Below are 10,899 nucleotides of genomic sequence, written 5' to 3'. Positions count from 1 at the left end.
CACGTAGAAAGTGCCCTCCGCCTGGACCGACAGAACCCCTCAGCAAGGTTCATCGTCCCAGGTCAGGAAGGCACTTTCGCGTTTCCGCCCCAAAGTCAGGCGTACCCAAGTGAAACGGCGAGGTTAGCGTGAGACACGAAGGCCTCCTGGTTGGCGGAGCGGTTCCTCGACAGCTCCACTCCACAACCGGAGGCCTTCGCCGTCCTACAGATTCAGAGCGTGTCGTCACACAAACTCGACCAACCTGGCTGGGCAGTACAGCTAGAGCAGCAACCTGCTGACGGGTCGTAGGCGGGGGCCGGTCGTGGGCGCAGCCGAACCCGGTATCCCGCCGGAGCCGGACCTGCCCGGTGAGCTACGCCATGGTCCTTGGCCGCCGGCCGGCACGAGTATCCATCGACGGGCCTGGGTCCGCGCATCCACCCGTGCCCACTCCACCGCACCGCGTCCACCCGGCGCGCGCCACTGGGCCTCCGCCAACTTGAAATCACAGGTCAAAGGGCTGGCGTGACCGGTTCTCGGGGTGCTCACGCTGGTCCTGGGTGACTGTCTGCGCAGTAGGTCCTCTGTCAGCGATTGGCTTGGAGGTCTGTCAGGAAGAGCAGGGCGTCTCGGAGGCAGTCGACGGGCGCCGCAGTGCCCATGGCGCCGACAGCCGAGCGGCATGGATCAACTCAGCGATGCGGTTGCCGCACGCAGGTCTTCCAGAGCTGCCAGTGCGTGTGACGCGTGCCCTTCCGTGTCATCACGATCGCCTTCAGACCACTGGGCGTATCCCCGCTTGAACGCGAGGACTCCCAGCTCGCCCGCGAGGTGCGCGGTCGGCTCGGGGATGCCGCGGGCGATGAGCGCGGCTGTCATGGCGACCGCGAGACCGACGCTCTTGAGGGCGTCGCGCGGCGCTGTCACGTTGTTGGGCGCGTGGTATCTGACGTGGGGCCAGGGTGTGGCTGGCCCAAGCCTTCAGTCCTGGTTCAAGCTGCGGTGGGCTGTCCGACGGTGCCGGTGATCTGGTCCCAGGTCGCGAAGCGGAGAGTCATCTCGGTGCGGTGGTCGGGGGCGTTCGTCAGGTGCCGTCGGGGGCGGAAGGGGGGCGAGATGCCGCTGAAGGCAGACAGGAACCGCTGGGCTGCGCCGACGCTGCGGGAAGCCCTTCATCGCGTCGCGTTGCCTGGTGGGCTGGTGGCTGTTCTCGGCCCGGTTGCTCAGATACTTCGACTGCCAGTGCTCGACGGAGGGCATGACCTCGCGGTGCCGCGCCGTAGGAGCGGAGCTTGTCGGTGACGATCACCCTGGGCACCATGCGGGACTTGGCGAGAAGACGGCGGAAGAAGCGCTCGGCCGCAGCCTTGTCCCGCCGGTTCTGCACGAGGATACCGAGGACGCTCCCGTCTTGGTCGACGGCCCGCCACCGGTACTGCAACCGCCCGTTGATCTTGATGAAGACCTCGTCCAAGTGCCACTTGTCCCCGGACTGAGGCTGCCGGCGGCGCAGCGCGTTTGCGTAAGCCTGCCCAAACTTGGCGCACCAGCGGCGGATCGTCTCATAGGAGACGACGATCCCACGCTCAAGCATCAGCTCCTCGACCTCGCGGAAGCTGAGCGGGAAGCTGCGATACAGCCACAGTCAGTGGGAGATGACCTCGACCGGGTACCGGTGCCCTTTGCACGACGGCGGCGTGTTCTCCACGTACGGTTCATCCAGCATGAGGAGCCCGGAGATCACCCCACGCCAACAGCCAGCGTGTCAGCGCCCCCTTGCTGATTGGATTTTCGTACGCTGGGCCGACCCGATCCTGTCCGGCCTCAGGCGGCCGTATGCCATTTCAGATAGGTGCGCCGGCACCGGGCGCGGACGAGCCGTTCGAGGAGGAGGGCGACGGCCGGAGAGTAGGGCGTCTTCGACGGCTTGCCTGCACCCAGGCGGGCGAGCTGCCGCGACGTGACGGCCTGGACGGCCGCGGCTGCCAGCGTTTTGTTCCGAAAGCGGGTGCGGGGCGGGCGGGCCTGCGCATCACCGCCGGCAAGCCACTGTCCCGGCAGAGTGGGGTCGATCGCCAGCGCCGTGGCCAGGCCGACCATGGCGACTCCGGAGTCGATCACCTGTTGGGCGACTGCGCGTCGCCGGATCCCTCCGGTCAGCAGCAGTGGTAGCGGCGAGGTGGCGACGAGCCGCTCGGCTAGTTCAAGGAAGTACGCCTCGCGGGCAAGGGTGCGGCCGTCCGCGGGGAAGCCCGCCGTGGCCAGGCTCTCGATGCTGCCGCCGGACAGCTCGACCAGGTCAGCCCCCACATCGGCGAGCATCTTGATCACGTCACGTGCGTCGTCGGTGTCGAATCCGCCGCGCTGGAAGTCCGCCGAGTTCAGTTTCACTCCCACGGAGAAGCCCGTGCCGACGCGCTCGCGGACCGCGCCCATGACATCGAGCAGCAGGCGGGCGCGGTTGTGCAGGCTACCGCCCCAGCGGTCGTCGCGCCGGTTCGCGAGGGGAGAGAGGAACTGGGAGAGGAGGTAGCCGTGGGCGGCGTGGATCTCGACTCCGTCGAAGCCGGCCTGCTGGGCCCGCTGCGCGGTCACGGCGAAGCGTTCCACCGTCTCGTCGATCTCCTGGGCGGTCATCGGCTGGGGTGTCGGGTACATGCTGGAGAAGCCGCCGGCATCGATCGGCACTGCGGAGGGGGCCCAGGTGGTGCCGGCGAGGTCTTTGGGGATGACGCGCCCAGGGTGGTTGATCTGCATCCACATCTGTCCGCCTGCCGATTTACCGGCCGCCGCCCAGCGCTGGAACGGCTCCAGCGGCGTGTCTTGTTCCAGGACGACGTCGCCAGGCTGGGCAACTGCTCTGCCGTCGATCATGACGTGTCCGGTGATCAGGAGCCCGGCGCCTCCCGCGGCCCAACGGCGGTAGAGCGTGAGGAGTTCGTCACCGGGCAGCTGGCCTGGCGCGGCGAGCAACTCTTCCATCGCGGCCTTCGCGATCCTGTTGGGCAGCGGAGCGCCGTTGCTCAGGTGCAGCGGCTCATTCAGCGTGGTCATCTCTTCTCCCGTGACGTCGGCTCTGGGGGGGGCGGCCTCGGTGGGCTGTCGGCGCCGTTGTTCGTCTTCGCGCCGCAGGTTGTGGCATCACGAGGTGGCGGGGTCGAGGTCGCTCACGTCGTCGAATCCGGCCTTGCGGTTGAGGTTGCCGGTGATGCGGGCGACCGTGGTTCGGGGAAGCAGGCGCGATGCCCAGGTTCCAGCGCGGTTGGAGGCGCGTCCGGGGAAGGAGACGGACCGGCCGCGTGCGAAGTCGTCGAGTGTTCCGGCAGCGACGCCGGCGGGGGTGTCCGTGGTCTTCGGGTCCATGGACGCGGTCGTACGGTCGAAGAATCCGGTGTCGGTGGCTCCCGGGTGGGCCGCCATCACGCGCACGCCGGTACCTCGGACCTCCTCGGCGAGCGCCTCGGTGAACGAGAGCACGAATGCTTTGGTGGCGGCGTAACTGGCCTGGTACGGCATGGGCTGGAAGGCGGCGGTGGAGGCGACGTTGATGATGCCGCCGCGGCCGCGTTCGACCATGTCGGCGCCCAGGAGGTGGACCAGGCCGATCAGCGCGGTGACGTTCACGTCGACGGACTGGTAGTTGGGTTCGAGGGGACGGCCGAGGAAGGGCCCCACCGACCCCGTCCCGGCGTTGTTGACCAGGAGGTCCACGTCCAGGCCGAGTTTCTCGATGGCGTTGACCACCGTCTGCGGGGACCGCCGGTCCGAGAGGTCTGCGGCGATCACGTCGACTCGGACGGAATGGGCCTTCCGGATCTGCCCGGCAAGGGTGTTGAGCGCGTCGGCCGAGCGGGCGACAAGGATGAGGTGTGCGCCTCGGGAGGCGAGTTCCCGTGCGTAAGCCTCGCCCAGTCCCTTCGAAGCGCCGGTGACCACGGCGGTGGTGTTCGTGTAGTCGTGCATGAGTGCGTGCTTCCTGTTCGGCTGGGCGCCGGGCCGCGTCAGAGTGGACGGGCCTCGGGAAGGACGGGACGCGGGGAGCGTCCCGCTCTGGGGACGGCCTCGTGTCCACAGCGGGGACGAGGACCAATTACTTCGAGTCTCGAAGAAACATAACACTTCGAGACTCGAAGTAAAAGGCTAGGATGAGGCCATGACGCGAAGCACCCTTGAGGCAGCGGTGGTGGCAAACCATGAGATCTTCATGCAGACCAGCGACCGGATCGAGACCGTCCTGGCCGAACACGGTCTGACGCAGGCAACCGCTCAGGCACTCTGGGCGATCGACCCGGCCGAGGCGCCGCCCTCGATGAAGGAACTGGCCGGCCGGCTGTACTGCAACGCGCCCAACCTCAGCTTCGTCATGAATCAGCTCACCGGCCGGGGACTCGTCGAACGTTCCGCCGACCCCGCCGACCGCCGTTCACGCGTCGCAGCTCTGACGGAGGAGGGCCGACGGGTACGTTCTGCGCTGATCGAGGCAACACTGGCCCTGAGCCCGTTTGCCCGACTGGACGCCGACGACCTGCTCAAGCTGGTCAGTCTCCTGGGGAAGGTGCTCGAACCGACGGCAGGTCCGGCGTGAGATTCGGCAGACTTCAAGACGCAGCACATGGACTCGCCGGTCTGCCGGCAGGGGTTAACCCCGGCGGCTGGTCGAGCACGAAGGGGTATCCGGGTTTCTGGGGTGTCCAGCCCTCGACCCGAGCTGCTCGGATGGCATTGGCAACCCGCTACAGCCAGTGCTGTGACCGGCATGGCGGCCGGAGACGGTCCTGTGCTGGTGCTGGTGCATTCCGGGGTGCGTGACCGGCGGATGTGGGATGCCCAGTGGCCGGCCTTGTTGGACGCCGGTTACCGGCTGGTGCGCTGTGGTCTTCGGGGCTTCGGTGAGACGCCGACGCCGGACCGGCCTCACAGCGACGCCGACGATGTGCTGGCCCTCGTCAACTTGACCCGGCCCTAAAGGGCCGGGTCAAGTTGACCGCGTCGTCGTCTTTGATCAGTTCCATCGGGCGTACGTCCAGCAGCCACATGCCGCCGCCGAACACTGCCAGGTAGTCCGGGACGTGCCAGGACTGCCCGCCCATGTGCTCGAAGTCCAGCCGGAACGGCTGCGGCAGCACCTCCGAGGCGCCCAGGAACTCCGCAGGCCCTCCTCGCCCTCGCCCTCGCCCGGTGCCGCCCCGACGTGTTGTGGGCCCTCATACGCGACCAGCGGACCTTCACCGTCGCGCCACCTCAACGCGGTCTCGCAGCGGCATAACACGGTCACCGTCCGCTACCGCAGGCCCTTGACACACCTGATGGGCAATCAGTGAGTCCTTGCCTTCGCGGCTTCTTGCCGAACGCTATGACGGACCGCAGACTCGCGACGTGTCCGTGGCAACTGTCAACGGCCCGACGTCGTGCGCCGCTCTCGGGCTGTGACAGCAAGTTGGTGCAGTGTCTGTGGGTGTGGCTCTGCCTGCCGTGCACCAAGTGGCAGGGCAGGCAGAGGGGGACGCGCCTGGCCGCCGCGGTGCGGGTGCCGCTTCACCTTGGCGACGTGTGGGAGCGCTGGTTCAGGTACCGTCACCCGCTCGCAATGGGCTCACCTGGGGCACTGACGCTTTGCCTGTGTTGGATACTCCGCCTCCGGCCCAGCGCACCGAGAGCCAAGCCGCCTCGCCGGGTGGCGTGATGAGCAGATCTGTGGGTGTCACGGTGGTGACACCGGTGACAGCTGGATTGGTGTATGTCATCGCCGACCAGGCGCTGGCGCCGGGTGGGAGCGTCACGGATGGCTGCTCCTGGCCCATGGCTCGTTCGGGGTCGGGGGTGACGGCTTCGCCTTTGCCGTTGACGAACGCCAGTCCAGGAAAGCCGCGCAGCGTACAGGTGTGGACCGAGTGGTTGGTGAGGACGACTGCGAAGTTCGACCGGCCTGCGCCGGGGCGGTTCGCTCCGACGGACGCCCTCAGTGCGGATGTGTGGCAGGGATGTCCTATGTCCGGCTGAGCAGGGACCGATGGCGTGTCCTTGGTGATCAGGGACGTGTGTGGGGCAGGGTCGCCGGATGCGCTGGGGGTACCCGCTTCGGCCGGTCTCGTGACAGTGACGGTCGCGGCCGGCGCCGGTGAGCTGGACGCCGTCGGAGGGTGTCCCGCAGTGCTGTCCGTACTCGGCCCCGTGCATCCGCCCAGTACGGCGCAACAAAGGACAGCACCGGGCAGGAGCTTGTGGTGTTTCATGTTGCTGTCCTTGCTTGCTGGCGCCGCAGCAGATACTTGTGCTGCCCGGACAGCACGAGCTCGCCGCGCTGGTTGTGGATGGTCGCGGCCGTCACCACGACACCGTCGTCGCCTCGTCGTTCCAGTTCGGTGATGGTGAGTTCCGGATACAGGGTGTCGCCGGAGTGCACTTCGTCGAGGAAGGTGCAGGAGAGCTCGAGAAACCTGATGAACACCTCGCCGATGAAGTGCGGAAACAGGGTGGCTCCGGGGGCGGTGAAGGCCAGGACCTGCAGGCCGTGGACGACTGGTGCGGAGTGGCCGTGCCTGCGCGCCCACTCGGCGTCGTAGTGCACCGGGTGGTTGTCCGCGGAGACCGTCTGGAAGGCTGCAGCGTGTGCGTCGGTCAGGGTGCGGCTGGGCGCACGGAAGATTTCGCCAATGCGCAGATCCTCGAAGGTGCGGGCAGGAACGACCTCGAAGTTCTCGGGTGTGAACCCGGCTGGTACGAGGATCGGCGGGTCCGTGGAGGGCTGTGTCATAGAGGTGTCCTTGCGTGAGGGTGGCGGTCTCGGGTGGGCGACTCGGGCCGGCTCACTTGCCTGGGGTAATGCGAGCAGCGAGAAGGTTGGGGTCGTTGTTGGTGAAGTAGGCGCCGCTTGCGATGTAGGCGGTGGTGCCCCGTACGGCGAGCGAGGTCGGGTTCTCCAGGCCGTCAACGCCTGCGAGCACCACCTTGTGCTGACCGCCGGCCTTGACCAGGGCGATCTCGTTGTCCGCGTTGATTGCTGCCAGGAGCGCGTCGCCGTGGCCGATGAAGGCGAAGTCGTCGATGTTGACCAAGCCGGAGGCGCGGGTCTGGACTGGCCCGGCCTTACCGTGTCGGGAGACCGGGATCCGGAGCACGGTTCCCTTGTCGAGGTTGGACACCCAGACCGCGCCACGGTGGATCTTGATGCCATTGGCGCCGAGGAATCCGTCGGCGGCCAGTTCGGGCGTAGTGGCCCACCGGGTGGGGGCGCCCCCGCTGACCGGCACGCGCCAGACGGCACCGAGGACTGAGTCGGCGATGTACAGCTGGTGTTCGTGCTGGTCGATGGCCAGGCCGTTGGGCAGGCCGTCGGCGGGGAGTGCGGCGATGCGCTGCGGGGCGCCGCCCGGGCGCAGGCGCCACAGGCCGGTCAGATCGCTGCTTCCCGTGGCGTAGAGGAAGTACAGGGTTCCGTCGTGGGTGCGGACGATCCCGCCGAGGAACGGGGAGGAGAGGGCGGGGGTCATGGAGCCAGCCGGGGGCTCGGGCAGGGTGGCAAGGATGCGCACCTTGCCGGTGGGGCTGATGCGCGCGATCTGGCGGCTGTACGCGAAGGTGACGACGGCGCTGTCGCCGGGTTCCAGGGTGATGTTCTCGGGCCTCTGTCCGCCTGTGATGTCCAGGTGTGCCACGAAGCGCACGTCTGCTCTGGGGGCGGCGTTCGCTGTGGTCGCAGTCATGGCAAGGGCGGCCGCCAGGGCGGAGGCAAGGAGGCCGGTGTGCGTCTTCGACAGGAGCTTCGGCATGCGTTTTCTTCCTGCTTTCTCTTCTTCGGTTGCACGGTTCAGAGGGCGTGAGCAGGGATCAGGCGACGAACCGCTGGCGCAGTTCACCGATCCCGCTTGTGGAGCTGCTGAGCTCGTCGCCGGAGGCGAGCCAGCGTTGTGGTACCCGGCCGAGGCCGACGCCGGCCGGTGTGCCGGTGAAGATGACGTCGCCTGGCAGCAGTGGCAGGACGGCGGACAGCTTGGCGATGAGGGCCGGCGCAGAGGAGATCAGTTGACGGGTGCGCCCGCGCTGCAGCTGTTCGCCGTTGACGGAGAGGTCAGCTCGAGGTCGTCGGGGTTGTCGAACTCGTCCGGAGTAACGAGCACGGTGCCCGTCGGCGCGAAGCCCGGGCAGGACTTGCCGAGGCTGAACTGGGGGGCTGGGCCCGCTATTTGCAAGACACGCTCGGAGATGTCCTGTCCGGCCGTCAGCCCTGCGACATGGCTTCAGGCCTCGGTTTCGACCACGTGCCGAGCCTCCTGACCGGTGACCACGACCAGTTCCACCTCCCAGTCGGTGCGGCCACCTCGCGGCAGCGTCACCTCGGTCACTGGGCCCGTAAGGGCGGTCGCGAACTTGGTGAACACCGGAGGTATGCCTTCAGGTGTGGTGAAGCCTGCCTCGGTGACGTGGTCCCGGTAGTTGAGACCTACAGCCAGCAACTGACGAGGGGCCGGCGCGGGCGCGCCCAGTGCTGCTGCGTCGATGGGTACTCCCCCGGAAAGGTCAGCCTGGGCGGCCCGGGCACGGAACTCCGATCGTGTGCGGTCGCCGCCTCGGTCAGTTCCTTGTGGAGCAGTCCCCGGTCGCCGGCGAAGCCGCAGCACTCGGCGTAGAGGGGCACGGTGACGTCTCGCGCGATGAAGGCGGCGACGGCCTGTAGCTGTTCGACGTCCTTCAGGTGCCTCATGGAGCAGGTGGGGTGGAGGATTGCGCTGTCCACCGGTTCGGTTACCCCGAGCTGCGGCAGGAGTTCGGTGGCGGCCCAAACGACGGAGTCGACCATGGTGAGCTTCGCGTCGACGATGAGGCAGGCACCCGTTGTCACTCCACACCCAGGCTCGTTCGACGGTGCGGTTCGCCATGACGGTGTTGCCGGTGTCGTACCCCTTGGAGTGCCAGATCGTCGCGCAGCACGATCCTCCCAGGTCCGGTGGTATCCACACCGGCCGTCCGGCGCGTTGGGAGACCTCGACGACTGCTTCGGGCAGGGTTGGTCCAGCGGGACTGCCGCGGCGGCAGCAGCCAGGTCGGGGAAGAACAGAAGCGCCGTGTGGGTGAGCCGTTCCAGGGCCACGGTCTTGAATGCCATGTCGCTCTCCAATCCGTTGCAGGTAGTCGGCCGACGGTGCCCATGGCGAGGCGAGCCGGAAAAACGAGGGCCGCCGCGCGGCCGAAAGACCGGGCCGCGTGGCCGTCCGCCGTCGGGCTGGGGCTGTCAGTGTCCGGAGCGCGCGGAACGATGACGGCGCCGCCGTAGGAGTGGCCCACCAGGACGACGGGGCCGGGTGTCTGCCGGATGACAGAGGCGACGTAGGCGGCGTCCCCGACGAGGCTGCGGTTCGGGACGGCCGGCGCGACCACGTCGAAGCCGCGGGCGATGAGCCGGGGGATCACCTGCGCGTAGCTGGCGGCGTCGGCGAATGCTCCGTGGACAAGGACGACTGTGGGCTTGGCGGAACGAGGCACGGGAAATCTCCTGAGTGGGTGGGATGCCTTGCATGCGGTACGGCACTTGATGAGGAGCGGTGATGAGTCATCCGCTTCCTGGGCCCGGGCGCTGGTTGGCCCGCCTGGGCGGCATGGCCGGGCCATGAGTGCCTTGTTCGCGGTTCGCGCCGGCGGCGGCCGGACGCGTTTCGAGCTGGGTACCGGCGGTGTGTATGAAACTCTATGGCCGGCGGGCGGGTGTTGCTGGTCCGTCGATGCCCTGGTCATAGCCTGAGCGCGCCCATGCATTGGGCTGTGCGGTGGGTCCCGGCGGCACCTGACCTGCTGTACGTTCGGCTGTGGGGTCAGTTCCAGTCAGCGAGGAAGTCCAGCAGCTCTCGGTTGACGACGTCCGGTCGCTCTTCCTGGCACAGGTGTCCGCACTGAGTGATCGGCACCCCGCGGACATCGCGGGCCATGCCTTTCCACACGTGGAGGACGTCGTAGGCCCCTCCGGCGGCGCTGAAGTCCTCTCCCCCATATGGCCAGTACGGGGCAGTCGATGAGCTTGTCGGCGTCTTCCTGCTCCTGGGCGACGTCCTGGGGCCGCGCGGTGGCAATCCGTCATCCTCTCCAGTCTGACGGGTCCGGGCGGCCTCGTGGTCTCGGCGCTCGCGACTCATGGGCCTCAACCAGGCAGGAGTACCTCCCTGGGCCAAGCCCCGTGCGTTCCACGACAAGTTTCCCTCGACGGCTGACCTTAGAGTCAGGGGCGAGCATTATGCAGCTACAGCCATTTGGGGGCTCCATGGAAAAGCGTTTCGGTGCCATCGCGTACACAATGACGGCACACGTAAGCGCCTTGAATAGCATGCCTTTGCCCTTGGCGACGAAGCTGCACTACGGAGTCGATAACCCTTATGCCGTTACGTTGTCCATAGGCCCATCGGCAGGACCCCCCGTTACCTGGTCCTTCGCCCGCGAGCTGCTCACCGAGGGACTAAGGCGCCCTACCGGCCCCGGTGATGTGCTGGTCCTTCCCAGGTGCAGCCACCACCCGCACTCCATGCGCATCGTTCTGAACAACAGACACGGTACGGCTCTGGTTAAGCTGGTCGCTGCGGAAGTGGCTGCGTTCCTTCGAAAAACGCTCAGTCTGGTGCCTGCCGGAACTGAGGCAGATTACCTGGACATCGACGGCGCCATCACCGCACTTATGGGACGTAGTCATCACCTCTGAGCCGTCCGGCAGCTCTCCCGCACCGACCTGAACGGCCATGAATATCACACCCCGCGTAACCGTTTATTGGAGAATTCCAGTGCCTCAGGAATACACAGCACCGAGTACCCAGTTCGGCATCTTCACCGTCGGCGACGTCACGCCGGACCCGACCACGGGGCGTACGCCGACCGAGCGTGAGCGCATCAAGGCCATGGTCGCCATCGCGCTGAAGGCGGAGGAGGTCGGGCTCGACG

At 67.4% G+C, this 10,899-nt stretch carries 12 protein-coding genes and 4 pseudogenes; 4 read left to right on the top strand and 12 right to left on the bottom strand.

All coding sequences use genetic code 11. From position 1 onward, the window contains the following. Positions 1-669: 669 nt before the first annotated feature. From RM812_RS39410 to RM812_RS39395, 4 genes and pseudogenes are all read right to left on the bottom strand, one after another. Positions 670-897: pseudogene (locus RM812_RS39410) on the bottom strand (TetR family transcriptional regulator); the annotation flags it as partial. Positions 898-974: 77 nt separating this feature from the next. After that, positions 975-1,627: pseudogene (locus tag RM812_RS39405) on the bottom strand (IS6 family transposase). 179 nt (positions 1,628-1,806) lie between these two features. Beyond that, positions 1,807-3,036, bottom strand: a complete 1,230-nt coding sequence (locus RM812_RS39400) for an NADH:flavin oxidoreductase/NADH oxidase family protein (RefSeq protein WP_311585353.1) — start codon at positions 3,034-3,036, stop codon at positions 1,807-1,809. Between the two features lie 87 nt (positions 3,037-3,123). Further along, positions 3,124-3,945: an SDR family NAD(P)-dependent oxidoreductase gene (locus RM812_RS39395; RefSeq protein ID WP_311585351.1), complete on the bottom strand. Its 822-nt coding sequence runs from the start codon at positions 3,943-3,945 to the stop codon at positions 3,124-3,126. A 190-nt stretch (positions 3,946-4,135) separates the two neighbouring features. Between RM812_RS39395 and RM812_RS39390 the strand changes: the two genes are divergently transcribed. Both RM812_RS39390 and RM812_RS39385 read left to right on the top strand, forming a co-directional pair. Next, positions 4,136-4,567: a MarR family winged helix-turn-helix transcriptional regulator gene (locus RM812_RS39390; RefSeq protein ID WP_311585349.1), complete on the top strand. Its 432-nt coding sequence runs from the start codon at positions 4,136-4,138 to the stop codon at positions 4,565-4,567. 162 nt (positions 4,568-4,729) lie between these two features. Then, the gene (locus RM812_RS39385) at positions 4,730-4,948 is read left to right on the top strand and encodes an alpha/beta fold hydrolase (protein WP_311585347.1); all 219 of its coding nucleotides are present in this window, start codon (positions 4,730-4,732) and stop codon (positions 4,946-4,948) included. Here RM812_RS39385 and RM812_RS39380 read toward each other — a convergent pair. The 8 genes and pseudogenes from RM812_RS39380 to RM812_RS39345 all read right to left on the bottom strand — a co-directional run bounded on the left by RM812_RS39380 (position 4,929) and on the right by RM812_RS39345 (position 9,902). Beyond that, complete coding sequence (locus RM812_RS39380; protein ID WP_311585344.1) at positions 4,929-5,108, bottom strand: hypothetical protein; 180 nt, start codon at positions 5,106-5,108, stop codon at positions 4,929-4,931. The two genes, RM812_RS39385 and RM812_RS39380, sit on opposite strands and share 20 nt — an antisense overlap. A gap of 438 nt (positions 5,109-5,546) precedes the next feature. Then, positions 5,547-6,215 (bottom strand): DUF4232 domain-containing protein, encoded by a 669-nt coding sequence (locus RM812_RS39375; RefSeq protein WP_311585342.1) that lies wholly within the window; start codon positions 6,213-6,215, stop codon positions 5,547-5,549. Then, positions 6,212-6,736 carry a MaoC family dehydratase gene (locus RM812_RS39370; protein WP_311585340.1) on the bottom strand — a complete coding sequence of 175 codons (525 nt, stop codon included), beginning with the start codon at positions 6,734-6,736 and terminating at the stop codon, positions 6,212-6,214. Before RM812_RS39370 ends, RM812_RS39375 begins: the two co-directional genes overlap by 4 nt. Positions 6,737-6,788: 52 nt before the next feature. Further along, on the bottom strand, positions 6,789-7,751 hold the full coding sequence (locus RM812_RS39365) for an SMP-30/gluconolactonase/LRE family protein (protein WP_311585338.1): 963 nt from the start codon (positions 7,749-7,751) through the stop codon (positions 6,789-6,791). A 58-nt stretch (positions 7,752-7,809) separates the two neighbouring features. After that, positions 7,810-8,435 (bottom strand): annotated as a pseudogene (locus RM812_RS39360) (fumarylacetoacetate hydrolase family protein). Further along, positions 8,423-8,821: a hypothetical protein gene (locus RM812_RS39355; protein WP_311585355.1), complete on the bottom strand. Its 399-nt coding sequence runs from the start codon at positions 8,819-8,821 to the stop codon at positions 8,423-8,425. The pseudogene RM812_RS39360 and the gene RM812_RS39355 overlap by 13 nt, the downstream one beginning before the upstream one ends. Continuing rightward, the gene (locus tag RM812_RS39350; RefSeq protein ID WP_311585336.1) at positions 8,818-9,462 is read right to left on the bottom strand and encodes an alpha/beta fold hydrolase; all 645 of its coding nucleotides are present in this window, start codon (positions 9,460-9,462) and stop codon (positions 8,818-8,820) included. The genes RM812_RS39355 and RM812_RS39350 overlap by 4 nt, the downstream gene beginning before the upstream one ends. A 326-nt stretch (positions 9,463-9,788) precedes the next feature. Continuing rightward, the gene (locus tag RM812_RS39345; RefSeq protein ID WP_311585334.1) at positions 9,789-9,902 is read right to left on the bottom strand and encodes an alpha/beta fold hydrolase; all 114 of its coding nucleotides are present in this window, start codon (positions 9,900-9,902) and stop codon (positions 9,789-9,791) included. A gap of 62 nt (positions 9,903-9,964) precedes the next feature. Here RM812_RS39345 and RM812_RS39340 point away from each other — a divergent pair, with 62 nt between their 5' ends. Both RM812_RS39340 and RM812_RS39335 read left to right on the top strand, forming a co-directional pair. Further along, positions 9,965-10,663 (top strand): SsgA family sporulation/cell division regulator, encoded by a 699-nt coding sequence (locus RM812_RS39340; RefSeq protein ID WP_311585331.1) that lies wholly within the window; start codon positions 9,965-9,967, stop codon positions 10,661-10,663. A 37-nt stretch (positions 10,664-10,700) separates the two neighbouring features. Continuing rightward, positions 10,701-10,899, top strand: a pseudogene (locus RM812_RS39335) (hypothetical protein); the annotation flags it as partial.

Origin of the sequence: Streptomyces lancefieldiae (assembly GCF_031845825.1) — a bacterium.
Classification (GTDB): Bacteria; Actinomycetota; Actinomycetes; order Streptomycetales; family Streptomycetaceae; genus Streptomyces; species Streptomyces lancefieldiae.
This window is presented reverse-complemented; position numbering and strand designations above follow the sequence as displayed.